The 23,919-nt window shown below is 58.1% G+C and carries 19 protein-coding genes; 3 read left to right on the top strand and 16 right to left on the bottom strand.

What is annotated here, in order from left to right:
- Positions 1–28: 28 nt before the first annotated feature.
- From HPY65_08080 to HPY65_08065, 4 genes are all read right to left on the bottom strand, one after another.
- Entirely contained in the window at positions 29–940 is a 912-nt protein-coding gene (locus HPY65_08080) for a hypothetical protein (GenBank protein ID NPU84434.1), read from the bottom strand.
- A gap of 73 nt (positions 941–1,013) precedes the next feature.
- Positions 1,014–2,708: an AMP-binding protein gene (locus tag HPY65_08075; GenBank protein NPU84433.1), complete on the bottom strand. Its 1,695-nt coding sequence runs from the start codon at positions 2,706–2,708 to the stop codon at positions 1,014–1,016.
- Between the two features lie 102 nt (positions 2,709–2,810).
- On the bottom strand, positions 2,811–3,680 hold the full coding sequence (locus tag HPY65_08070; GenBank protein ID NPU84432.1) for a nucleotidyl transferase AbiEii/AbiGii toxin family protein: 870 nt from the start codon (positions 3,678–3,680) through the stop codon (positions 2,811–2,813).
- On the bottom strand, positions 3,673–4,332 hold the full coding sequence (locus HPY65_08065) for a hypothetical protein (GenBank protein ID NPU84431.1): 660 nt from the start codon (positions 4,330–4,332) through the stop codon (positions 3,673–3,675). Before HPY65_08065 ends, HPY65_08070 begins: the two co-directional genes overlap by 8 nt.
- A gap of 310 nt (positions 4,333–4,642) precedes the next feature.
- Here HPY65_08065 and HPY65_08060 point away from each other — a divergent pair, with 310 nt between their 5' ends.
- A complete protein-coding gene (locus HPY65_08060) occupies positions 4,643–6,220 on the top strand; it encodes an ammonia-forming cytochrome c nitrite reductase subunit c552 (protein ID NPU84430.1) in 1,578 nt (525 codons plus the stop codon).
- A 110-nt stretch (positions 6,221–6,330) separates the two neighbouring features.
- On the opposite strand, the gene HPY65_08055 is transcribed toward HPY65_08060, so the two are convergent.
- The 10 genes from HPY65_08055 to HPY65_08010 form a co-directional block, all read right to left on the bottom strand.
- Complete coding sequence (locus tag HPY65_08055) at positions 6,331–7,293, bottom strand: gluconolactonase (protein NPU84429.1); 963 nt, start codon at positions 7,291–7,293, stop codon at positions 6,331–6,333.
- A gap of 28 nt (positions 7,294–7,321) precedes the next feature.
- Positions 7,322–7,921, bottom strand: coding sequence for a hypothetical protein (locus HPY65_08050; protein ID NPU84428.1), 600 nt, complete (start codon positions 7,919–7,921; stop codon positions 7,322–7,324).
- 474 nt (positions 7,922–8,395) lie between these two features.
- A complete protein-coding gene (locus HPY65_08045; GenBank protein ID NPU84427.1) occupies positions 8,396–8,833 on the bottom strand; it encodes a very short patch repair endonuclease in 438 nt (145 codons plus the stop codon).
- Positions 8,834–8,863: 30 nt separating this feature from the next.
- A complete protein-coding gene (locus HPY65_08040) occupies positions 8,864–11,989 on the bottom strand; it encodes an ATP-dependent helicase (GenBank protein NPU84426.1) in 3,126 nt (1,041 codons plus the stop codon).
- Positions 11,990–12,026: 37 nt separating this feature from the next.
- Complete coding sequence (locus tag HPY65_08035; GenBank protein NPU84425.1) at positions 12,027–13,085, bottom strand: DNA cytosine methyltransferase; 1,059 nt, start codon at positions 13,083–13,085, stop codon at positions 12,027–12,029.
- Positions 13,086–13,226: 141 nt separating this feature from the next.
- Complete coding sequence (locus HPY65_08030) at positions 13,227–14,141, bottom strand: ADP-ribosylglycohydrolase family protein (GenBank protein NPU84424.1); 915 nt, start codon at positions 14,139–14,141, stop codon at positions 13,227–13,229.
- Positions 14,142–14,641: 500 nt separating this feature from the next.
- The gene (locus tag HPY65_08025; GenBank protein ID NPU84423.1) at positions 14,642–15,526 is read right to left on the bottom strand and encodes a hypothetical protein; all 885 of its coding nucleotides are present in this window, start codon (positions 15,524–15,526) and stop codon (positions 14,642–14,644) included.
- Positions 15,489–16,511, bottom strand: a complete 1,023-nt coding sequence (locus HPY65_08020) for a hypothetical protein (protein NPU84422.1) — start codon at positions 16,509–16,511, stop codon at positions 15,489–15,491. The genes HPY65_08025 and HPY65_08020 overlap by 38 nt, the downstream gene beginning before the upstream one ends.
- 209 nt (positions 16,512–16,720) lie before the next feature.
- The gene (locus HPY65_08015) at positions 16,721–17,695 is read right to left on the bottom strand and encodes a 3-keto-5-aminohexanoate cleavage protein (protein NPU84421.1); all 975 of its coding nucleotides are present in this window, start codon (positions 17,693–17,695) and stop codon (positions 16,721–16,723) included.
- A gap of 28 nt (positions 17,696–17,723) precedes the next feature.
- Positions 17,724–18,692: a 3-hydroxyacyl-CoA dehydrogenase family protein gene (locus HPY65_08010; GenBank protein ID NPU84420.1), complete on the bottom strand. Its 969-nt coding sequence runs from the start codon at positions 18,690–18,692 to the stop codon at positions 17,724–17,726.
- 227 nt (positions 18,693–18,919) lie between these two features.
- Between HPY65_08010 and HPY65_08005 the strand changes: the two genes are divergently transcribed.
- Positions 18,920–20,284, top strand: coding sequence for a sigma 54-interacting transcriptional regulator (locus HPY65_08005; protein ID NPU84419.1), 1,365 nt, complete (start codon positions 18,920–18,922; stop codon positions 20,282–20,284).
- A 64-nt stretch (positions 20,285–20,348) separates the two neighbouring features.
- Here the strand turns inward: HPY65_08005 and HPY65_08000 are convergent, their stop codons facing one another.
- The gene (locus HPY65_08000) at positions 20,349–20,897 is read right to left on the bottom strand and encodes a DUF2726 domain-containing protein (GenBank protein NPU84418.1); all 549 of its coding nucleotides are present in this window, start codon (positions 20,895–20,897) and stop codon (positions 20,349–20,351) included.
- A gap of 395 nt (positions 20,898–21,292) precedes the next feature.
- On the opposite strand from HPY65_08000, the gene HPY65_07995 reads away from it, so the two are divergent.
- The gene (locus tag HPY65_07995; protein NPU84417.1) at positions 21,293–22,234 is read left to right on the top strand and encodes a ketopantoate reductase family protein; all 942 of its coding nucleotides are present in this window, start codon (positions 21,293–21,295) and stop codon (positions 22,232–22,234) included.
- 53 nt (positions 22,235–22,287) lie between these two features.
- Here HPY65_07995 and HPY65_07990 read toward each other — a convergent pair whose 3' ends face one another.
- Positions 22,288–23,802, bottom strand: coding sequence for an FAD-dependent oxidoreductase (locus tag HPY65_07990; protein ID NPU84416.1), 1,515 nt, complete (start codon positions 23,800–23,802; stop codon positions 22,288–22,290).
- Positions 23,803–23,919 lie beyond the last annotated feature (117 nt).

The raw sequence follows: 23,919 nt of genomic DNA, 5'->3' as shown, positions 1-23,919 counted from the left end.
GAAGCCCCGGACCGAACCGCGGATCGAATTACTTCCAGATCCTCTTCAAGGCGTCCACGGCCGTGTCGGCAACACTTCCGGCCTTTGACTTTGCCGCGCTTCCGCTACTGGAGGCCTCTTCCTTCACCGAGTCGGCAGCACCGGCGGCAGCTTCCTTCGCACCCTCGGAAGAGCCGCCCGCCATCACGGCCTTGTAGCATTTATCCTGTTCGTAACCCGATTTATAGATGGGATTGTAGAAACAATCGACGGCGGCCTTGTTCGATTTCCAATCGTTGTAGCACTTCAGCCCTCCTTCGGATGAGCACTCTTCGACGATTGTGCAACCGCAGTCTTCCGGTGTCGGCCCGCACTTTTTATTCAGAAAATCCTGAACGGCTGCCTGGCCTTTGGGGCAGGTGAATGTGGGCGGCCAGTCCTGTTTCTCATTGCTTCCCATGCATGGTCCGATGACGACACCGGCTCCGAAAAGCAGGTCTTTGCGGTGCCAGCACTCGGACTGCATGCGTTGCGTCTTGCAGTCGGCGGGCTCGGTGTTGCCCGCGAGCCCGAATTTCGGCTTCCCGTAAGGGGAGCAGTCCACCATCTTCGAGTTGCCGACCCGCATCTCGCATTCCCGTGACGATCCCCTGCGGCAGCAGGCGCTGGCCTTCAGGAAGAGCCGGCAGCCGCATTTCTGCAGCTCGACGATGTCATAGTCCCAGCAGGTTCCCACGGGGGTGATGTAGTGCTTGCCGTCAAGCTGATTGGTCGTGCGCTGTCCGCCCATGCGCTTGATGCTGAGAACACGGTCCTTGACGTTGTTCTGCCCTTCCCACATCTTCTTTACCTGTGCCGTGGACGGCTCCGCAAAAGCTTCGCCGAATGCCAGCAGGAGCAGGCCCAGGCTGCATAAGACCACAACAGCCAGATACGTGTGTTTCTCTTTCCTCCAATCCATGCGCGACCTCCTGTTGATTATTGATTTTATATAAAAATTGGCCAGATTATATGCAGTGCACAATCGACCTGACCTATCTTCCCGACTGCTGTTTCTTCTCTTCCTCCTCCTGGAGCACGCGCCGCAGCACCTTCCCGATCAGCGACTTGGGAAGCATTTCGCGGAATTCGACGTACCGGGGCACCTTGTAGGCCGTCAGGCTCTCCTTGCAGAAGGCCTGCAGCTCTTCGGCGGTGCACCTCTGGTCCGGTTTCAGCACAACCCAGGCCTTAACGGCCTCCCCCTGCTCGGGGTCCCGGACGCCGGCCACGCCCACCTCGAGCACGGCCGGGTGCCTCGCGACGACCTCCTCCACCTCCCCAGGGAAGACCTGGTGGCCGCTGGGCTTGATCAACTCCTTCTTGCGCGAGGTGATGAACAGGTAGCCGTCCTCGTCCAGGTGGCCGACGTCGCCGGTATACAGCCAGCCGCCACGCAGCATCTCCGCGGTGGCCTCCGGGTTGTTCCGGTAGCCCTGCATGATCTGTGGCGACCGGATTGCGATCTCGCCGGTTTCCCCGGTCGGCATCTCCTTCTCGCCGGCGAGGATGTCAACGATCTTCACCTCCACGTCCGGGGTGGGCAGTCCGACGGCCCCTTCCTTCCATTTTCCCAGGATCGGTCCCATGGCGATGATGCCCGATTCCGTCAGGCCGTAGGCCTCGACGAGCTTCCCGCCGGTGAGGGCCTCCCAGCTTTTCTTGGTCTCCGGCAGGAGCGGCGCGGCGGCGGCCACGCACATCTTCATGGACCGGAAATCGATCTTGCCCGATTTCACATCCGGGTTGTTCATCAGGCCGATGAACAGCGTGGCGATGCCCGGGAAGAACCGCGGCCGGGTCGTCCGGATGGTGGACAAGAGGTCGGGAACGTCCCGGGGATTGGGCACCAGGACGATGGGCACCCGCGCATGCAGCAGGGTCGAGACCAGGATGATGTTGCCGTAGATGTGGAAGAGCGGCATCAGGAGAATCGTGACGTCGTCCCAGTCCGTAAGCAGCGTGGAAAACCAGGCGCGCGTCTGCATGCCGTTCTTGAAGATGCTTCCGTGGGAGATCATGACGCCCTTGGGCGTGCCCGTGGTTCCCCCGCTGAAGAGGATCAGCCCGGTGTCGTCCTGACTCAGCTTCACGTCGGGAATCGGGGCGCCTGCGTACTTCCGGATTGCATCCTGGAGCCACAGGTCGCCCGCCTCGATCTCCACATGGTGTCCCTGCTTCTTCTCCATCAGGAGCCCGAAGAGGAAGCGCTTCAGCGGCGCCAGGTACTCCTTGACCGACGTGGCGATGATCGTCTTCACGCCGGCCCGGCCCTGGACGCTCTTCAGCAGGCGGTAGAACGGGGTCATGACGATGGCGATCTCCGCCCCGGAGTCCTTCACCGTGTGCACAAGCTCGGCTTCGTTGTAGAGCGGGTTGACCGGCACCGCAACGCCCCCGGCTTTCCAGACGGCGAACTGGCAGATGAGCATTTGGGGGATGTTGGGCATCATGAGGGCCACGCGGTCGCCCTTCTTCACGCCGAGCCCGGCGAGCGCCCGCGCCACTCCTTCCACGTGCGCCCGGAACTGCCCGTAGGTGATGACGGTTCCCTTGAACCACATCATCGTGTGTCCCGGGCGCTGCCTTGCCGTGTCGTACACCTGATCCAGCAGGGTCCGGTCTGGGTAGGGCTCCAGGGTGCGGGGCACCCCCGCGTCGTAGTTTTTGAACCAGGGAAAGTCAGCCACGTCGTACCTCCTCCGAAAAAAGGGATTCGATCGGCATGAAGCGGATTTCAAATCCGATTCATGGCTGTTGCCTGAGAATGGGCGAACAAGGGGTCAGCCTCCTTATGATTGAATGCGGATCCGGCCGGCGACATCGAGAAAAAAATCGCGGGACCAGACCGTCAGGGCCTCGGGATTCAGAATGAAAGGCTCCACCTCCTTCCGGGCGCGATCGACATCGAGCCGGTCGATGGCCGCGACGAGCAGCCGGTCCAGGTCGGTCTTCGTCATCGGGGCCTGCTCCTTCCAGTGGCCGCTCTGTCGCATTCGCTGCTCCAGGTGCGGCAGATCCAGCTCCGGGTGATTGGCCGCATACCAGACGAAATCATACCAGTCCCGGCCCTTCACGCGGGTCTTCCACTGGCGGCACAGGAGGGCGTGCATCTTGCCGGCGAAGAGATCCGGCAGCACGTACGTTCGAACCGTAAAAGGAATCGGATGGAGAAGATACCTGGCCTCCGTTGAAAAACCCGGGGGCGGATCCGTATCGACCTCGAGGCGGATCCGGATTGCCTGGCCCCGGGGCAGTTCCCGGACGAGGTCCGACCCGACCTGAACGGTCAGCAATTGCCGCATGGTGTCGGCTTTCAGAAATGCCGACCGAACGGGGCCGGCCGCCTGCTTCGCCTTCTCCTGCACCGTAACGTCAAAGCCGAAGGCCCGGATCTCCCGCTCAAGCGAGCTGGTGTAACGGGAAAGGTCGAACCCGGGATCCGGTTCCAGCAACGAAAAATCCAGGTCTTCGGAAAAGCGGTCCAGCCCGTGAAAGATGCGGAGGGCCGTTCCGCCGTAGAAAGCGGCCTTTTCAAAAAAACGGCTCCGCCAGAGGCCGAGCAGGGCCATCTCCTGCAGAATCTCCCGCAGGGCGCGGGTATAGTCCTCCAGGCGACGGCATTCGTAGCGGGCCAGCATGCGGGCGACGGCCTCATTCATGCGGCAGCTTCTCCTCTCCACCCAGTTGGCGTACGACGGAAGCGGCGAGGCGGATCCGCCGGGAGCGGTAAAGGCCCGCCATTGCTTCCAGCCGGGAAGGATCCATGCCCGCCAGGCCGGCCGGATCGATCCTCAGGCTTTCCAGGAGATATCGCCGCATGTCGCCCATGGAACGAACGCCCGAGCGCCGGTCGTCCCGGATCCGGTCCGCCAGTGCCTTTTCCCGCGTCGCCATGAGAAACGCCCGTCCTCCTTCGATTTCCACACGGTCGATCCCCTCAGGGTAGCCTGCCAACGGCACGGACCGATAGATAAAGAGGCCCACGGGCGTGGCAAAACGCCTGTTCCGGCCGCAGGTCATCGACGTGACGGCCTCCGTCCGCTCCGGGATCAGGCCGTGATAGTGCAGGGCGTAGTCGAGGGAAACATAGGACGGCCCGTAGAGCATGTTCGCCAGGATCTCGCGCGAGTAAGGCCTGCGGGCATAAGCGGAGCCGAAAATGTAGATGCCCTTCTTGATGCGAACGATGTCGCCCCGCCGGAGGAGATCCGAGATCTTGTCACGCGGACGGGCATACTGCTGCAAGGTGTCCAGCAGGGCCTGGTAGTCGAATTCCTCGCCGGTGATGCGGTTTCGGATGTTCTGGATCATGGAGGTGTCCGTCAGGTTTTCGGAGAAAATAGCACAATTGAGCATGGTATGTCGACATTTTGTCGACTTACTGTGCTCAATTATGCATCCGGGCCGATGGTGGCCGCAATTCTTGACATCGGGCAGGCATTCGTCGATGATGGAGCCCGATTTGCCATCCGCCCTTCGTCTCCCGACCGTCCCGCGGGTGTTTTCCCCCGGGAGGGTTTTGGAATATCCGGCAGGCCGTGTTGCCGGGTCTCCGCAAGATTCGGCGCCGCAACCAGGTTCACCAGCCGACAACGGAACGACAAGACAAAGGAGGTCCGGCATGCGCAGACGGAACATCGGATTCGTCGTCCTGGCCGCCCTGTCGATCGCCCTCTTGATTCCGGCATTTTCGACAGCCCAGAAGAACGGCGCCGGGGACTCCCGGGAAACCTGCTACCGATGCCATCCCCAGATCAAATCCCTGAAAGAAGGATCCAGGCACGCGCCCCTCGCCTGCGGCACCTGCCACAGCGGCATGAAGGAGCACCTGCAGAAATCCAGCAACAAGCCGGCCGCGCTGGCCGTCGACCAGCCCGTCTGCGGCCGGTGCCACAGCGACCAGTTCGAGAGCTTCCGGATGGTCAACTACCAGGCCCAGGCCCGCAAGGAAAAAGGCGTGCCCGCCGGCCGCTCCCCCATGCAGGACAAGCTCCTGGCTCCCCACGGCTTCACGAAGGAGCACAACGAGCCGCGGGCGCACGTCTTCATGCTGACCGACCAGTTCGTGGTGGACCGCTTCATCGGCGGCCGCTTCCAGCACAAGAAGGGCTTTGCCGGCATCAACCAGACCGGCCGGGCCTGGGACGTCCTGGTCGACACGGGCCGGGAGCTGCCCGAGACCGCGAAGGCCGGGAACGCCACCTGCATCCAGTGCAAGACCTCCGACCACATCCTGACCTGGAAGCACATGGGCGACAAGGATCCGAAAGCGAAGTGGGACCGGGGGTCCGATATCGTCGCGATGTCCAAGGCGACGCAGAACCCCATGGGCTGCATTCACTGCCATGACGGCCACGGCGCCGCCCCCCGGGTCGTCCGGGACGCCCTCATCGAGGCGGTCGACCGGGAAGGCGCGCAGACCTTCGCCCGGAACGGGAAGACGGACATGAAGGTGGTCGATTTCCGGGGCTTCCGGAAGATCGGCGTCCTGGGCAAGACCGACTCCCGGATGATGTGCGCCCAGTGCCACGTGGAATACGCCTGCAACGCCGGGTTCGAGTTCGCCACGGGGAAGAAGGTGGGCTACGAGGACCGTCGCACGAACCATTACCCGATGAAGAACGCGAAGGACATCCTGGCCCATTACAAGAAGGTGAACTTCTACGATTTCCGGCATGCCGTGACGGGCGCCCGGCTGGTCAAGCTGCAGCACCCGGAGACGGAGACCTACTGGGGCAGCACCCACGACCGGGCCGGCGTCCAGTGCCACCAGTGCCACATGCCGAAGGTCAAGGCCGGATCGGGGAAGAGCTACACGACCCACGCCGTCGTCCGGCCCATCCACTCGGTCCGGGAGGCCTGCCTGGGCTGCCATCCCAAATCCACGGCGGAAGAGAAGCGCTACCAGATCGAGACGGTCCAGAACTACACGAAGGGCAAAATGCGGAAGGCCGAGTACTGGCTGGGGAAACTGATCGACACCTACGAGACGGCCCGGAGAACGGGGGTTCCCGAATCAGCCCTCGCACAGGCCCGGGAGAAGCACGAAGAGGCGCACGTCCTCTGGGAATGGTGGACCGCCGAGAACAGCGACGGCTGGCACAACCCGGAGCTGGCGAGGGAAAGCCTGGCCGCCTCCATCATCGCCTCCCGGCAGGGCATCGACGTCCTGACCAAGGCCATGGAGGGCAAGCGATAAGCCGGATCCGGGATCCGGTTGACCGCCCCCCTCCGGAAACAGCAATACGCAAGACAAAAGGGGCGCTCACGCCCCTTGTGTCTTGTCTGAGCCATGTCCGGTCCATCGGTTCAGGGCAGCCCCGCACCGGGCACTTCCACCTTGAGGGCCCAGATGGCGGCCTCATGGGCACCTTTCCGCAGGTGCTCCTGGAAATCCGGGGCAACGCAGATGAACAGGGTCCGGCGGTCCGGTCCTCCCAATGCACAAGCATATGCCCCCTGGCTCCCCGTGGAGATTTCGTCCAGCACCCGGCCCCCTTCGGCGACACGAAGCAACCGGTTGCCGATCGCATCGGCAATCCATACGGCGCCCTCGGCATCCATCGCCCCTCCGTCGGGCGCCACCTTCGCCTGGGGGAACACCTCCGCGAGTTCGCACCCCTGGGGGAGAGAGCCGAAGCAGGCCCAGTCACGCCTCGGCCCCAGAGTGCCGTCTGCCTTGATGTCAAAGGCCGAGATCCGGTTTCCGAAGGTTTCGTTGACGATCAGGGTCCGGCTGTCGGGCGTGATCATGGCCGCATTGGGGAAAAACAGATCCTCCGCCGCCACACTGACTTTGCCGTCCAGGTCCACGCGGGCAAGCTTGGCGGTCTTCAGGGGGGCGCCTCCCATCAGGTCGAATCCGAAGTTGCCCACGTAGGCCCGGCCCTTTGCATCGACCACCATGTCGTTGCACGAGCCCCCGGCGATGCCCGACAGGTCTGCATGCACGACCAGCGATCCGTCCGGTTCGCGCCGCAGAACCTTTCTGCCGAGCATGGAGACGATCAGCAGGCGGCCGTCCGGCAGCCAGCCCAGGCCGGACGGCTGCTGCTCCACGGTGGCGATCTTCTCCACACTGCCGTCCATGCCGGCGGCAATCACCTGATGGGAGTAAAAGTCCGAAAGCCACAGGCGGCCGTCATGCCACCTGGGCGCCTCCAGGAAATCATAGCCGGAAATGATGGTGGAAAATTCTCGCGACGTTATGATTCGGAGACCTCCTTTCAAGGTTGGTGGGGGGGGGAAGTTGACCAAGGTGCGTTTACACATTATCAACGATCGGTTTCGTTGTTATGGTCTACTGGTTACCCTCCATCTGAACACCACTAACTTTAAACATTTGGAGGATACGTCCGACTTCTGTTGCTGCCACTGTTTGCCTTAAATTTGGAAGAATATCTTCAATAACTTCTTTAAATGTTAGAATACGAATAGGATTTCCTTCAAGTGCACGTCTGAACTCTTGATCATTTTCCCATACAGAACGGTCTCCATTAATCTTTGCAACAGCTAATATGTATGTAAATTTTTTCATACCTGTATTATCTTGAATAACCTTGATAAATGCTTCAGACCACTTGGGGATCACAAGTTCACGGAATCCTCTCCAAGCTTCTCTCCCTCGAACCGTCCTTTGATTGCGAATACAATTAAGCTCAAACGTTGGGTTAAAGCCACTCTGCCAACTCTTGCAACTGACGGCATAAACCCTATTTGAGCCTTCTAACAAGGGATTTATTGCAAGGATGTCAATATCGCTGTGGTTTGAATCTTGATTTGAAACGAAGTCAGGATGATCTTTTCGAGGCAAATACTTGATGTTGTGACGAACGAAGTATCCTTTGTGTATAAGATATTCTTCAATTAACTGCTCAAGAATATCTTCTTTGGTAGCCATTGCTGCCCCCTTTCAGAAGAACGGTTCATAAACCACCGATTTCTTCTTTCTTTGAAAAGTATTGATACGAACAAGTCCGTTGCTGTCATTATATTTATTAATCTATATAGAGATTACAATTATTAAACAAAGTACTTATTCAGTGGACAGCTGATTTTCGACTTATGTTCTCTTCTTAGGTGGATGGATATTTGATGCTCTGAGATTTTCTTACTACAGATTAAACATTTAACAAATATCTTTCTTAACATTTTCTTGTAAAGATACTTGCAGTAGTCATCTTGCATGGGCCTACTATTCAGAGAATGAGCTTTCTCCAAATGCTTGAGCATTTTACTCTTTGACACCTTTTGTCCACACAGAAGGCAAGTTACACTTATCAATCTATCAATTCTAACCGAATCAACAGATTTCGCCTTGTAAAATGCACGATGTTGTAGATATTTTGATGAATTCTTGAACATAATTATTAATTTATTGATTAACTTCTCTTATTAGTTTTACCTTCGACATATGAACTACTTCAAGAATCCTGTCAATGCATTCGTCAAAGTCTTTTTCCAATTCATGCTGCCAAATGCGAATAACTTTCCATCCCATTTTATTTAGTTTTCCATGGTTCGTGTTGTCTCGTTCTCGATTTTTAGTTATTTTTATTTTCCAGAAATCAGATACCTTGCTTTCCCATTCAGGAAATCCATACCCATGCCAAAAATCTCCATCTACAAAAACAACAATTCTTGCTCTACTAAAAACAATATCCGGCTTGCCGGGAAGACTTTTTACATGTTTTCGGAATCGCAGTCCTTTCCTGTGGAGCGCTGATCGTACGCGTACCTCAAGGCCCGTATCTTTCCCCTTAATGCGGGACATACAGTAACTACGTTGCTCTGGTGTCAGGTTATCTGGCATTTCAAAATTCTTTAAATCTTTGTATTTTCATCACCCATGTCGATGTCGGCATTTCCTTGCTGTCTGCATGCCGCAGAATTCATTAAAATCACACTCCAAACAACGTGACTCGTTAGTTGGATTCCGTGGCACACCCGTTGGTCCCGCCTTAAACTCGCGATTACGTATTCTAGCGGCAATCTGTGCTATTTCCTTTTTGGCCTCATCAAGAGCATCGTTATGTAAGGGTACTTGTAGTTCCGCCCGTAACAAATCATCAGCATCAAGATACCGAACGAGTCCTAATTCCGGCTGATATTCCAGTTCTTTCTTTGCAGCCACGGCATATAGTGCGATCTGTAATTTCATTTCGTTTTCACTAAGCGCAAGGCGACTGTCGGACTCAGGTTCTCCAGACTTGAAGTCGATCAGCGTGACTCGTGGAGGGTCATCCTGCCGGACGATGTCAATCGCCCCGGAAATGAGTGCACCTCCACTACCATCTTCATATTCAATAAGCGTTTCGAATTCTTTTTCGGGTTCGAAGGTTAGTCTGCTAAGCTCTGACGCGTACTGCGTCACATAGTCGGCAACGATCTGCACTCCCTTGGTGCGCATCCTGGCCGCGGGATCTCCAGTCGTATAACGAAGGTAAAAAAGACCCCGCTCGATAAATATCCGGATTCCTTGTTCCAAGGCACTGCGGTCTGATGCAAGCGCGGCCCATTTCTTCGGTTCGGAGTGAATTGCCCGCATTAGGTTATGAACACCACGCCCATAGCCGAACGCCTGGTCTATGGTGGGCGAGAAACCAAGCACCTTTCTAAGATAAAAATCATGCGGACACTCGATATAGTAGCGGAGGTCGGAGAAAGAGGTCGCCAGTCTGATGTCGCGTTGGTGCTCTTTGGGTGCATACCTTAGTTCGCTCAAGAGCTGCTCCGGGTCTTCAGTAACCACACCTCCACTTTTAGTAATCATGGGACCAAGTTCATTGATGAATCGCGATGTTTGCCTCCCGGAATGACTGACGAAAAGGAATCGTTCAGATCTCGTGATCGCCACGTACATTAGCCGCCGCTCACCGTCATAATTCTCATTGTCGGCCAGCCCAGCGATGTCACATTCCCGAACGATGCGACCAGCAAGAGGTAGATTAAGTCTTCTACGGGCAAAACCGCTTGGAAATCTCCGTGCATTCACGTCTGCGAGAAAAACAATTGGGAATTCTAAGCCCTTTGCAGCATGTATGGTGCTGATACTCACCGCCTCAGGTTGTACCATGAGAGGTTGTTCCTCTGTCCGACCTTCTTCAGCTCCATATTGGAAAAGGCCTATAATCTGCCATGGATAGTCTTTAACACTTGTCCAGCCCGGGGTTTCGATGCCGGTGACTAATCTACTTAAAGCACCTAAGTGGAATAGTGCTGACTGTCCACGCCCATCACATGTGTCCCATGCCGCGACTTCAGCCTCCGAAAGCAGCATATGGAAAATTTTCTGCGGAAAAACGCGTCGGAGCTCATGTCGAGAGGTTACGAATTCTCGTAGTTGGGGACTCAGTAAGGTCGATGCTTGAGCAGAGGTTATTCCGCGATTCTGAGCTATTCGGGCCTGAAGTGTTTGTGCTGCGTAAAAAACCCTGTCTTCGACTTCTCGTCCGAAAGCAAGACCTGTGCGGCGAATCGCTCGCGCCGCTTCCCGAAGAACAGGCACCGGCTCCGCGGGGCACCCGAGGACTGAATTGATTCTGTTAGGAAGACTCTTTGGGTTATGGTTGGAACCGTAGAATGCATTTACTCCGGCTGAGACAGCCAAAGCGGCAACAAAAAAAAGAACCTCTGGCTGTGAAAACAAGTCGGGTCCTGCACGCACGACGCATGGAATGCCTGCTGCTTCAAGGGCTTGCATATAGGTCCGAACATCCGTCGATGAGCGGACAAGAATAACTGCATCTGCGAGTGTTAATCCGCGATGGGAACCATCCTTTTTATCATGCCTTGCACCTTCGGCTTCGGAGGGCACTAATATGCGGATTGCTTCGGAAATCCACTTGGCTTCACGTGCGCGCTCGCTGAAAGAAACCAGTGCAACGTGGGATTTATGATGGTCACACCGTCCAGTATTCCCGTGTTTCATTTCCGGTGTCTCCATTGAACGAACCTGTCCAATGGTACCAGCCCATTCATTGGCCACGTTTATGACCCTTGGCGTCGAACGAAAATTCTCCTGGAGATCGACAACCTCAGAATCCAAGGGCCTTGATTTAAATTGCTCCCAAAGTTCGGCGACAATTTCAACTTTCGCACCTCTAAAGCCATAAATAGCCTGGCGATGGTCCCCTACAGCGGTCAGCCGTCCTGACCTTGTGACAAACAACTCTATGAGTTTCCGCTGAACCGGATTAATATCTTGCACCTCATCTACAACGAGGTGAATTCCCTGCTCGGCAAGTATATTAATCCTTTCACTGTCCTGTTGAAGACGGCGGATGAACTCGCTTTGTGATGAACTAAAATCCAGAAATCGTCGACATCGAATATATGCATAATAGCGGGCCGCTGAAATAGCGAATGCTTCGGCCGCAGGCGTATCACCAACATCCGTGAGCAATCTCGCCTTTTTACACCATTGATTCTCAATAACACCGAGTTCATAGGGCGGCACGTCACGAGGCAGTTCAATCTGAAAAAGATCATGTTCCTGAAGCTGATCATAAGCTTGGGTGAAACTTTTCAAAGTTGCATACTGTCCTTGGCTAAGTGCAGTACTAAGTGAATTCAAACCAAGCAGGCCATGATATCCTCGAAGGATTAGGGCAGCCCGTGCGCTCTCGTCTAGTATGTCGTAATTATGGTATTCATCGGGCCAATATTCACGGAGTTTCGCCAAACAGAACCCATGAATTGTTCCTATATACATTCCTCCTAATGAAGCTTCAGCACCTTCTGAAGAGGTTTTATCAAGCCAATTTCGGATCCGAAACTTCATTTCCTCGGCTGCACGGTCAGTAAACGTGAACGCGACGATGTTTTCCTTAGAGACTCCCTCGACACCAACCCACCACCCAATGCGGCGGGCCATCACTTCAGTTTTTCCCGAACCAGCTCCCGCTACCACCAGAACGTTCCGCTTGGGAGACTTCACGGCTTCTGCTTGCTTATTCGTCAAACCCATTAACAATATGTCACTGATGGATGGCAAAACGGTCCTCCTATCTTGATTGTTGCAGCAGGAGTTTGAAAATGGCCTTGGCGTGCGCTGCAATAAAAGGAGGCGGCAATGCGTTGCCTATCATCAAGGCCACGGCGGTCTTGTTGTCAGTGGTGGGGAACTTATACTGGCGGGGAAACCCTTGCAGAAGAGCTGCTTCGCGCATGGTGATCGCACGGTTCTCCTCCGGATGTATGAACCTACCCTTGGACGGATTAAAACAGCCACTAGTGATCGTCGGGGCAACATCATTCCAAGCCATGCGCCCGTAAACATCTTTGAAGCCGTCACATCGTTTGTGGCACTCGAGTTGGAACTCCACCGGCAGATCTCTGCGGCTTCCGCCATCCTTCGGAATAAGCTGGATGATCTCCAAAACTTTCGGGGTCCGACTCTCGGGCATGTCATGTACGGGGTCCCCGCTTTGTCCCGCTTTTGGGAGACCACCGATTGCTTCTTTAACTGTCTTTTGTCTGCCGTTCTTTTCGGCAAAAGGAATATCCATGCCCATTCCAGCCAGGTAGATCAGCCGGCGTCTACGTTGAGGAACCCCATACTCAGCTGCGTTTAGAATGCAATAGTCGCCCTGGTAGCCAAATCTTTTCAAATTGCTACAAAAAGTCCCGAATCGTTTGTCACCCGCAAGCCCGGGGACGTTTTCCATCATCACGGCTCGTGGACGGAGAGCCTTCACAAACCGTTCAAACTCTATCAACAGGTCGTTTCGCGGGTCATCGACACTGAAAGCCCCATTCCTGGTCCGCATCGTAGAAAAGCCCTGGCATGGTGGACATCCGGCTAGGAGATCGAGCTCACCTTTCCTCAGTCCCAGAGTATCGAGTAGTTTCCGTGGCTCAAGTTTTCTGATGTCTGTTTCCCACAATGTAACATTGTGATGATTTGCTCTATAGGTCTTGATTGATAGTGGATCGACATCAACCGCGCCCACGACCTGGAATCCTGCTCTTTTCAAACCAACAGTCAGTCCACCACAACCACAGAAAAGATCGACTGCTTTCAGTTTATTAGAATATGTTCTTGTTTGTTGGGCCGAAGTCATAAATCTCAAGTTGTAAACAACCAATCTCCAATTCTTTGATTTAGAAAATGTTCTAACCTTTTCCCCAAGCAACAGAGTATTAATCATATCATCATTATCGAATATGATTTATCCTAGTTGCAATATTTCTATTATGAAAAGTCATGACATCAGCCCTTCCGCCATCCCCCTGATCCTCTCCCCCATCGCCACCTTCTTCCTCCACTCCTCCGGGATGCCCCTCTCTCCGTAGTATGCCCCGGCGATCTGGCCGTAGATGGCGCCGGTGGTATCGGCGTCGTTGCCGAGGTTGACGGCCAGGAGGCAGCCCTCCTCGAAGGAACCGCCCTTGTGGAAGGCCCAGAGGGCCGCTTCGAGGGACTGGACGACGTAGCCGGTGCCCTTGATCTCGGGAGGCTCCTTGCGCTTGTAGGATCCGGCGGCGATGTCGGCGATTTCCGGGATGAGGGGCTTTTCTTCCCAATAGCCGGGATCGGGCGAGTAGAAATCGGTGAGGAGATCATTCTTGCCGGCGCCGTTCAGGGCGCCCCAGAGAAGGGCGCCGAAATAGCGGCAGGCGTCGACGGCGGCGAGGGCGCCATGGGTCGTGCGGGAGCTTTCACCGGACTGCTCGATGGCCTGCCGGGCGTCCCGGTGGAAGAACATGGGCACCGGGGCCAGGCGCATGAGGGAGCCGTTGCCGGCGGAGAAGGGGTCCGTGGAGCCGCTCAGGGGATTGCCGGTCTTCTCGAAGGCCGCGAGGGCGGTGCGGACTGTCGAGCCGATGTCGAAGCATTTCCCGGTGCTGCTGAGATAGCCTTCCCGCCACCACCGGCGGTAGCGCTCCATCTGGTCTTTGGGATTCATGCCCCGGCAGGCGATCAGGCTCTCCGCCAGACAGAGGGCCATGGAGGTGTCGTCGGTCCACTGGCCCGGCTCCAGGCCGAAGGGGCCGCCGCCGATCATGTTCACGAGGGGCCTGAAGGCGCCGGGGGCGCTGAACTCAACGGTCGTTCCCAGGGCATCGCCGACGGCGAGGCCGATGAGACAGCCACGGAAGCGTTCCGTCTTGTCCATTTGTCTGGCTCCGCACAGATTCTGCTTAGGGTGAATGCGACGGATGAAGAAATGCCCGGCGTTGCTTGTCCGGCAGCGCCGTCGAGGAGCCCGGTATCAGACCTTGGTTGTTCGTCGGTAACGGGTGACCGCGGGTGATGAAAGCATGGAGGTTTCCCGCACGGCGAAGATTGATAGCACAGCCACAGGAATACCGCAATGCCTGCGGATAGTTTATTATGTCATTTTTCGGTATCGCTACTGACAGGAAGAAAATTCCATGGCGTGGATTTGGAAGCGGGAGGAGCGTTCCAAATGATTCCAGATCGTAATCAGCTCTTGAAATAGCCCTGTTTTCCCTGGCCCGCATGGACGGCACCCGGTTCATTGCCATGGCTAAGAGCGGCTCGGGAATGAAGGAAGCGGCGGAGTAAAGTGATGTGGCAGCCCTGTCCCGGCTGTCCTAAGTCCTGGGTAAGAAACTGCCGGGCAGGCTGCCTCCGGAAAGGATGTGCTCAGGATTATCCCTGAACACTTCCCCCCTTATCGTTCCGGTCTGACAATCCCTGGCTCAGCTTTTCCAGCATTCTTCGGGCTTCCGCCAGATTGCGCTGAAACACGGCCTTCCCACGCGTCATGTCCCGGACCAGGCGATGATGGCCTTCATCCGCATTGATCTCTCTTTGCAGGATGGAGGCGGCCACCGATGACGTCTCCGGGCCTGCCATCGAGGCCATATCCCTTCCCAGGAGCCGGATACCAGCCATGGTCGGGTTGAAGTCTTCTGCCTCCATCAAGCCGGCCTCTTCAAACAAGCGATCCTGATTTCCCGCCTCTGCATAACTCAGCATGAGAAGCAGGAGGTCGGCTGCATCCTTCGGGCGCCCCGGATAACTCTCATGCCACGAGATGAGCTTCAGCAGGGCAAGGCCGGGAATGGTAGGAACTCTAACATCCAGCGAGGGGTTGACGGCCAGGCGGACAAGCAGGGAGGCGTCATGTGCCTCCTGGAAACCCAGTATACTCATGACGATTGCCTGATCGGGGGGCCAGCGGATTTCACGGCCGTTGATACTGACGGCGCCGAAGGGAACCATATCGATTTCCAGCATGCCGCAGCACATTCTGTGAGGCTCGCGAGTCAGAGTGAATGAGCCTGAGTCCAGGAGCGCCGAGGTCAGTTTCCCGTATTCATCCCAGCCGGCCACTTTGATGCCGATATCCAGGTCCCGCGTAGCCCTGCCTGCCTTGATGCCGTAGCAGTGTTCCAGCAGGATATCCCGGGCTGTCGCACCGACGACAAAGAAGGGAATCCCCAGGGCTCCCGTCGCCATATTGATACGCCGGAGGACATCGACGAGGATCGGCTCAAGCCGGCCGGACAAGTTGAATGATATGCGTTTCATAAATTCTGCGGGCTGCTTCCAGGTTGCGCTGGTCTCCCGTCGCCATCAGGTCGGCATACACCAGGATCGGGTGAACATGGTCGCCCTGAGGCGGAACCGCCTGCGGATTCCAGAAGCGCGCAAGCAGCATAACATCGCCGGCCGGGTCCTTGACCAGCCGATGTTCCCGGAGAATCGACGCATAAAGGGGATGATTGACGTAGAGAAGAATGTCCTGGGGTTTCAATTGACCGGTCAGCCTTGCCGCCGCCATTTCCCCACCCCACTGGGCCAATGCGGGATCGAGTTCAACTCCTTCCCACCATTCATCACGCCCCCGATAACGTCCGATCAGCAGCTTGGGACGAAGTTCCTCCCCGAAGGCTGCAATCCATCGCTCCAGAAGCTTGTCCCGGTCGACCAGCCGCGCCTTCCTTCTGCGCCCTTCCGCCGTTTCCAGCAGGAACCCCTGTTCCTTCAACTCCTGGAATACCCGGTTCACCATGCCCAGGGCGACCCCCGTTCCGGCCGCGATCGCCCGATACGGCTCCTGCTCCATTCCCGGATTGCAAAGGAGCGCGAAGAGAACCTTGAGTCCGGTCTTCTTGAAGATACGTCCGATGACAGGCCCCCGGGGCGGCTCCTCGCGGATGTTCCCCTTCACAAAGACAAACAGCGGCGGCTGATTCAGATAGACATTTCCGGCCTCGTCCATAAACTGGATCCCATACTGCCTTAACAGGCCGGCCAGCTTGCGGTTCACCTGCTGCGTCACCACGACGATCCGATCCGAATCTTTCTCCGCCCGCGTTGTCATCATGATGGCCATCGTCCTGCTCAGTCCCGGCATCAATCGAGGATCGAGGCGGATCCCCACCCCCTGCCTGCCGATCAGGATCTTCCTGTCGACTCCCTCGCCCTCGACAGTCAGATCAAGACCGGTCTCCCGGGCGCACGCACCGACAGCATCTGCGATCAGGTCATCTTCCCGGTAATTGTTCTTCATGGCACGTACCGTTCACTTTTTGTGCCTGTTCATTTTTTGTGAACATACAATATTCATGAACACACAACAACCTTTTTCTCCAAAAAAATTCAGGATGCTTCCCTCCGATTTCCGGCCTTGGATAAGAAAGGGACAGGCTACCGTCGGCCCGGCGCGGTGCACTGGTCGACGGACGACACCTGTCCCCTGCTTCCCAAATGATGCCGTTGTCAATACTGCGAGGGCGTCTCCGAGATGCCCAGCATCTTCCTCGCCACGGCCGGCGTGGCTACTTCCCGGCCCAGTTCCTTCGCCAGCCGGACGATGCGCTCCACCGCCTGGGCGTTGCTCTCCAGGAGTTTCCCCCGCCCGTACAGGACGCTGTCCTCCATGCCCACCCGGACGTGGCCGCCGCTGATGATCGACATCGTGTTGACGAAGAGCTGCGTCGGGCCGACACCGATGCACTGGAAGATCGACTCCTTCGGCAGGGCGTCGATCATGTTGACGATGTTGCGGGGGTGCGAAGAGACGCCGATGCCGCCGGAGGCGTTGGAGAAGATGAGGCTGAACCAGTAGGGCGGCCGGATCATCTTCTGCTCGATGAGGATGTTCACGAAGTTGAACTGCTGGGGGTTGTAGACCTCCATCTCGGGCTTGACGTTCCGTTCCGTCATGGTCTTCGCGAAGAGCTCGATCTCGGAGACCGTGACGGGGATGATGAACCCGTCGAGGTTCATCGGCTCGTCGCGCCCCGTCAGCGGCGCCTTCCGCCTCGGCAGGGTCCCTTTGAGGATGATGGGCCCGCAGTTCAGGGAGGCCACCTCGGGGCCGGCATCGAGGGACCGCATCCGCTCCTCCGCCGTGAGGTTCCCCGCCCCGGCGCCGGTCGTGTTGTTGATGATGATGTCCGGACAGAGCGCCCGGACGCGCCGGTTGATCTCCAGGTAGTGTGCGGGATTGACCGACGAATAGGCATAGCCCTTCAGGGGATCGCGGGCGTGGATGTGGACGGCCGACGCCCCGGCCTGATAGGCCTCCAGGACGGACTTTGCCTGCTCCTCGGGGGTCTCCGGCAGGTTCGGATTTACTTCCTTGCCGGCGGCGCCGCCGGTGATGGCGACGGAGATGATCAGGGGCGGCATGCCGTCCTTGAGCTTCCTGTCGTACTCGTAAATGTCCCTGTGGTCCCAGATGTGATCCATATTCTCTCCTTTCGACGGCGTTACCGTCTCAGATCTTGTTCAGGTACTTGAGGATCAGAAGCAGGCCGTCGTCGCGCCAGCGGTTGATCTCCTCCGGCGTGCGGCCCGTCGCGGGATCGCGGTTGGCCATGGCCTCGAGCACCCCCGCCTGGGCCTGCTCGGTCCAGCCGGCGGGCCAGCGATGCCAGGCGGCCATGTCTTCCCACCACCACTCGACCGTCGGGCCGATGTGGGTCAGGACGCCCCGGATCCCATGCACGCCGCCGCTCAGGTGATAGCCCAGGTTCGGCCCCATCAGCGCGTATCGCAGTCCCGGCCCCAGGCACACCGCCTTGTCCACGTCCTCCAGGGTGCAGACGCCGCGCACGACCAGGTCGACGGCCTCGCGATACAGGGCAACGGCGAGCCGGTTGGCGATGAAGCCGAAGGCCTCCTTCTGCAGCACGATGGGATCCTTCCCGAGGGATTTGTAGAAATCGCAGGCCTTCCGGACCGTCTCCTCGGACGTCTTCTCGCCCTTCCCGATTTCCACGAGCGGGATCAGGTGGGCCGGGTTGTAGGGATGCGCACCGACGCAGCGCTCGGGATGCGCGGAGTCCCGGGCGATCTCCGAAATCAGGAGGCCCGAGGTGCTGCTGGCGAAAACCGCGTCGGCGGGGGCATACCGGTCCACTTCCGCCAGGAGGGCCTGCTTGACCTCATACTTCTCCGGGGCCGCCTCCTGGATGAAACGGACGTCCCGGAGAGCTTCCGCGATGTCCGTCGTATAAACGGCCCTCTTCAGGGCTTCGTCCCTCTTCCCGGGCGGCAGCAGGCCCTTGCCGACGAGGTAGTCCAGGTTTGCCCCGACCCGCTCCCGGGCGGTCTTCAGGCAGTCCTCGCCGACGTCGTAGACATTCACGGGCAGGCCTCTCCACAGGAAATTGGTCGCCCAGCTCGATCCGATGACACCGCCGCCCCCCAGTACCGCAACCGCTCTGTTCTCTGCTTCACCCATGCATGTTTCCTCCTTTGCCGGTGATGTTGGACCGATCCGGCCAAAATTGTCCCATCAACGAGCGTGCCATCCTGCGCGCGGTTCGTGCCGTGGCAAATACGCCATGGATATCGGGCGATTCGCGTATCGGCTTATCCCGCGGCGAAAAAGAGGGGTTGCCGGATGTCCCGATTTGCCCCATATTGCCTCCGGTCAGACGGACAATACGGGACAGAATGGAGCAGCCCATGGATCAATTGCTGATGAAAGAGGTCCGGGACAACCTCACCAAGGTCCTGGACAGCCTTACGGACATCGTGGCCGTCTACGGCCCCGACACCCGGGTCGTCATGGTCAACCGGGCCCTTTGCGATTACCTCAGGATCCGGCCCGAAGACTGGGTCGGCAAGACGACCCGGCAGATCATCAGCGAGGGGTATTACGACAAGAGCGTCGTCGAGGAGACGATCCGGACCCGGAGCGAGGTCTGCGACATCATCCACGGCCGCAACGGGCTGGAGGCCCTGTCGCGCTGCCGCCCCATCTTCGACGAGCAGGGGGAGCTGAAATTCCTGGTCGTGACCTCGACGGTCCTCAACGAGCTGAACGAGCTGAAGCTGATGCTCGACAGCGAGCGGCGCAAGGCCGATCAATACCTGCGCGAGATCGAGCACCTGCGCAAGGTCCTGCTGATCGAGTCCGATTTCGTCTTCGAAAGCCCCCAGATGAAGGCCATGCTCGAGGCGGTGAAGCGGATCTCCCCGACGGAATGCACCGTCCTCATCTCGGGCGAATCGGGCGTCGGCAAGGAAGTGCTGGCCAAGATCATCCACATGAACAGCCCGCGCCGTGATGCGCCGTTCATTCCCATCAGCATTCCCGCGATCCCGGAGAATCTCCTGGAGTCGGAGCTGTTCGGCTACGAGGAGGGGGCGTTTACGGGATCCGCAAAGGGGGGCAAGGTCGGGCTGTTCGAGATCGCCCGGGACGGGACGCTCTTCCTGGATGAGGTCGGAGACATCCCCTACCGGATCCAGGTGAAGATCCTCCGGGCCATCGAGACCGGCGAGATCACGAGAGTCGGCGGGATCCGGCCGCTGCACGTCAACATCCGGATCATCTCCGCCACCAACCGGGACATGGAATCGGAGGTGCGCAGGGGGTCATTCCGGGAGGATCTCTTTTACCGCCTGAACGTCTTCCCCCTCAAAATCAAGCCGCTCCGGGAAAGACCCGAGGATATCTGGCCGATGGCCAGGCACTTCCTCGCGCGGATGAATCAGAAATACAAGCTGAACAAGGATTTCACGACGGACGCCCTGGAGGACCTGAAGCGGTATTCCTGGCCGGGCAACGTCCGGGAGCTGCGGAACCTGGTGGAGAGGCTGACGATCCTCTCCCACGCGGACAGCATCACCTCGGAGGACGTTCGCACCCTTCTCGGGTCCCATGCCGCGGAAGAGAAGACCGCATCGAGCGCCTGGGAGGAATACACCTCCCACGAACGGTCGCTGATCCTGTCGGCCCTGAAGGAGACGAAGGGAAACAAGTCCCGGGCGGCGAAGATCCTCAACATGCCGAGGTCCAGGCTCTACCGGAAGCTGAAGGGATGAGGCGGGAAAAGGGCCTGCGGGAAAGGGGGGCGAGGGGGCGGTAATTCAATTCTGCCCCCCTGGACTAATTAAGCTGCTCCCAATCGAGCTGTCTGCCGGTCGTCATGGACGACATCCAGGATAGTGCGTTTCTGATTTCCCGGACCTTGTACGTCCGGTGCACGTTGAAGTGGATGATCGGGATGCCCGCACTTCTCAGGGCATTGTCGACGAACTCGTCCCGGGGCTGCCACTGCGAGTGGGCGATGCCCCGGTCGTCGAGTGCCACGGCAAACGCCACTTCGAATGTCAGGGGATGGTAAGCGACGAAGTCGATGTGCCTGCCCTTGATTCTGCTCTCGGCCATGCGGCGGGCGATCCCGCTCAGCTCCGGTTTGACGCCGATCACATCCGCCAGGCGAACCTTTGCCAGGATGCGATATTCCCCGGCCACGGCCTGTTCGAGAGCACTGAAAAAAGAGCGCTCCGTCGGACTGAAAAGAAACATGTCTCGTTGATACGGGAAATCCCGTGGTGTGGTGCGTTTGATCGACAGGAAAATCTTCAGGAGAGTCGCGAAGATCGCGACCAGCAGAACAATGATCAGCGACGAGGTAAGAATTTGAGCGAACATCGCCATTCCTCTTAAATCCTGTTTCCGAACCTTACATGCTCTTTTGAATCAACACCTCCGCCACCCTCCTTGTTTTCCTGTTCCCCCTTCCGCCCCCGAGACCGCTTCTTCCCGCAGCAGGTGCCGGCGGGTCGATCGCAGGCGGCGCCGGCGGGATTCGGCATCGCGGCGCCTTCGGGCGACGGGCATGCGTTCTTTGCCTGCACACTTGATTCAGTAACACAGCAACATGAACCTATCAATATTGTTGATAATACTTGTGTCATGATTGACATAATGCATAACAAAGGGGACAAGTTGAAATCTGTTTCCGTTCCCTGTGGGAGACGTGCCTCCGGATCGTGAATGTGTTATGAAATAATCGAGTTCTTCATTTTTCAAAGGAGGACAAGGCCATGCGCATCCTGATCGTCGGAATGGGCAACGTCGGCCTGATGCACGGGTGGGCGCTTGCCGGGGGAGGCGTGGACGTGACCCACATCGTGAGAAAGGGCTCTCTCCCGAAGCATGCGGGCGACATCACGATGGACGTCATGGATTTCCGCAGCGATCCCGCCGAGTGCTACCTGACCTCCTATCGGCCCCGGCTCGTGGACCAAATCCGCCCCGGCGACCGGTACGATCTGGTCATGGTGGCCACGAACCACCTGCAGGTCGTGGACGCCGTGAGGCAGTACCGCGAAGAGGCCCCGGAATCGGATTTCCTGATCTTCTGCGCCAACTGGAACGGACCCGCAGAGATCGACGCGCTCCTGCCGAGGAGCCGCTACCTCTGGGGCTACTCCGTCTTCAGCGGCGCGAAGGGAAAGGACGGCGTGCTGTACGCCAACATCCAGAAGATCTATCGCATCGGGGAGGTGGACGGGAAGAACACAGAGAGGCTCCAGAGGATCGTCGAGACTTTCTCCAGGGCGGGAATCGACCCGGAGATCAAGGAAGACATCATCGAGTGGCTCTGGATCCACCAGGCGATCAACGCGGGCCTTCTCGGCACGATCTATTCCCGGCGCGAGTTTCCCTCGACGGAGACGCCGATGGAGTTCTGGCTTCTCATCGTCCGGGCCGTGAAGGACGCCCTGAAGGTCCTGGCCGCACGCGGCGTCGAGTACGGGAAATACCCTGAGACGGCCTTGTTTCTCCTCGAAGATGACGGGAAGGCGGCGGAGCTCTTGAGGCGGAGCATCTTGGGCGTGCCGCACTACAAGCGCATCAGGGACCACAGCCATCTTGACGCGAACCCGGAGGAGATGAAGCGATTCTACCTGGACGTTCTCGAAACGGGCGAGGCGCTGGGGGTGGACATGCCGCACCTGGCGAGCCTGAAGGATAAGATATAAAAAAAGGGACGAATTTGAAATCCGTCCCCTTTTTAACGACTTGAGCAACCGGTTCAGCCTTTCTTCTTCATCCCCTTCTTTGCCGGCGCCTTCGCCCCGGCCGCCTGCTGTCCGGCGATGCGCCCCATCACGAGGCAGTTCGCCAGGGATGCGCCGCCGATGTAGTCCTCGTAATAGAGTCCGCCGGCGCACTCGCCCGAGGCATAGAGGCCCGGGATGATCTTGCCGTCCGCTTCCAGGGCCTGGGCCCTTTCGTTGGTCCGGATCCCGCCGAAGGTGAGCGTGATCCCCGGTGACAGGGGGTAGAAGGCGTAGAACTTCGGCGCCTCGACCTTGAATGCGAAGGCGGCCTTGGCGGGTTGTGCATCCATGGCCTTTCCATCCTTCACGGCCGCGTTGAAGTCGGCGACGGTCTTCTCCAGGGCCGCGGCGGGAACGCCGATTTTGGAGGCCAGTTCGCCCAGGGAGCCCGCTTCCACGATGTCGATGCCGAGGCCTTGAAACTGCTTCACCGAGGCGGCGACACCGGCCTGCTTCTTGATCTCCTCGTCGAAAATCATGGCCACGACCTGGCCGGGCTGCTTCATCGAGGCCTTGCCGTTGGCGACGTACCCCAGGGATTCGTCGACGTAGCGCTTCCCGTCCCGGTTGATTCCCAGGGTATAGGCGATGGCCATGAAGGGATTGCCCGCCGCCGTGTTCTTCGGTGAAACGGCCGCCACATGGACGGACGCCATGCCTCCCATGTTGACCCACATCGCGCCGGCCTCGCGGGCCATGTTCAGCCCGTCGCCGGTCGCCGTCTTCACGCCGCGCACCATCATGTCGTCGGCGTTGGGATCGACGAAGGTCTCCAGCATCTCGCGGTTTCCTCCGTAGCCGCCCGAAGCGATGATCACCGCATCGGCCATGAAATCCTTGAGTCCCGCCATGTCTTCCGCCCGGACGCCGACGACGGCGCCCCTGTCGTTCATGATCAGCTGCTTGGCCTTGGTATCATAAATGATTTTTCCGCCCTTCCCGTTCAGATTCTTCCGGAGCGTCTCCAGCCCCTTGGGCATCCCTCTGTATGCGCCGGGCTTGAAAACCACGCTTTTGACGCGATAGCCCGCCACGGTGATCGGGTCGGTCAGGTCGGCACCCAGCCCCTTCAGCCACATGACGGCGTCCATGGACTGTTCGGCCAGCACCCGGGACAGCGTCGCATTCCCCTTGCCCGAGCTCTTCTTCATGAAGTCCTCGAAGTACTCGTCCCTTGCGGCCTGGCTGTTTTCCCGGGGCACCGCGATGAGCCCTCCCGCAAGGATCGAGTTGCCGCCCTGCCCCTTCTCCGGCATCTTCTCCAGCACGGCCACTTTGGCGCCCATGTTCGAGGCCGCAACGGCAGCCACCATCCCGGAGAATCCCGTCCCGATGACAACGACGTTGAATTTTTCAGTCCTTTTGGCCTTCGGCAGCAGGGAAGCCTGCGCCATGTCGATCCTGCCCAGGGTGAGCAGCCCCGCACCCAGCCCCAGACCCCGAATGAACTGCCTCCTGTTTACGGAACCGAATCTGTCCTTCTCCATACCTGCCTCCCTTCTTCTGAACAGTGCCCTTCATGCGAAATCGCACATCCACCGCCTCCCGTCGCCACCGGTGCAAAAGACAGCGGCAGGGAAAGGGATTTCCCGCGATTTCGCCAC

Source organism: Syntrophaceae bacterium (genome assembly GCA_013177825.1).
Classification (GTDB): domain Bacteria; phylum Desulfobacterota; class Syntrophia; order Syntrophales; family PHBD01; genus PHBD01.
This window is presented reverse-complemented; position numbering and strand designations above follow the sequence as displayed.

What these genes read in the sequence shown, in the direction of transcription:
- HPY65_07990 (NPU84416.1), bottom strand. Translation starts at nt 23,802, where the DNA reads ATGGAGAAGGACAGATTCGGTTCCGTAAACAGGAGGCAGTTCATTCGG.
- HPY65_08040 (NPU84426.1), bottom strand. Translation starts at nt 11,989, where the DNA reads ATGGGTTTGACGAATAAGCAAGCAGAAGCCGTGAAGTCTCCCAAGCGG.
- HPY65_08015 (NPU84421.1), bottom strand. Translation starts at nt 17,695, where the DNA reads ATGGATCACATCTGGGACCACAGGGACATTTACGAGTACGACAGGAAG.
- HPY65_08010 (NPU84420.1), bottom strand. Translation starts at nt 18,692, where the DNA reads ATGGGTGAAGCAGAGAACAGAGCGGTTGCGGTACTGGGGGGCGGCGGT.
- HPY65_08060 (NPU84430.1), top strand. Translation starts at nt 4,643, where the DNA reads ATGCGCAGACGGAACATCGGATTCGTCGTCCTGGCCGCCCTGTCGATC.
- HPY65_08050 (NPU84428.1), bottom strand. Translation starts at nt 7,921, where the DNA reads ATGGCTACCAAAGAAGATATTCTTGAGCAGTTAATTGAAGAATATCTT.
- HPY65_08065 (NPU84431.1), bottom strand. Translation starts at nt 4,332, where the DNA reads ATGATCCAGAACATCCGAAACCGCATCACCGGCGAGGAATTCGACTAC.
- HPY65_08035 (NPU84425.1), bottom strand. Translation starts at nt 13,085, where the DNA reads ATGACTTCGGCCCAACAAACAAGAACATATTCTAATAAACTGAAAGCA.
- HPY65_08030 (NPU84424.1), bottom strand. Translation starts at nt 14,141, where the DNA reads ATGGACAAGACGGAACGCTTCCGTGGCTGTCTCATCGGCCTCGCCGTC.
- HPY65_08055 (NPU84429.1), bottom strand. Translation starts at nt 7,293, where the DNA reads ATGTGTAAACGCACCTTGGTCAACTTCCCCCCCCCACCAACCTTGAAA.
- HPY65_08070 (NPU84432.1), bottom strand. Translation starts at nt 3,680, where the DNA reads ATGAATGAGGCCGTCGCCCGCATGCTGGCCCGCTACGAATGCCGTCGC.
- HPY65_07995 (NPU84417.1), top strand. Translation starts at nt 21,293, where the DNA reads ATGCGCATCCTGATCGTCGGAATGGGCAACGTCGGCCTGATGCACGGG.
- HPY65_08025 (NPU84423.1), bottom strand. Translation starts at nt 15,526, where the DNA reads ATGAAACGCATATCATTCAACTTGTCCGGCCGGCTTGAGCCGATCCTC.
- HPY65_08005 (NPU84419.1), top strand. Translation starts at nt 18,920, where the DNA reads ATGGATCAATTGCTGATGAAAGAGGTCCGGGACAACCTCACCAAGGTC.
- HPY65_08045 (NPU84427.1), bottom strand. Translation starts at nt 8,833, where the DNA reads ATGCCAGATAACCTGACACCAGAGCAACGTAGTTACTGTATGTCCCGC.
- HPY65_08020 (NPU84422.1), bottom strand. Translation starts at nt 16,511, where the DNA reads ATGAAGAACAATTACCGGGAAGATGACCTGATCGCAGATGCTGTCGGT.
- HPY65_08000 (NPU84418.1), bottom strand. Translation starts at nt 20,897, where the DNA reads ATGTTCGCTCAAATTCTTACCTCGTCGCTGATCATTGTTCTGCTGGTC.
- HPY65_08080 (NPU84434.1), bottom strand. Translation starts at nt 940, where the DNA reads ATGGATTGGAGGAAAGAGAAACACACGTATCTGGCTGTTGTGGTCTTA.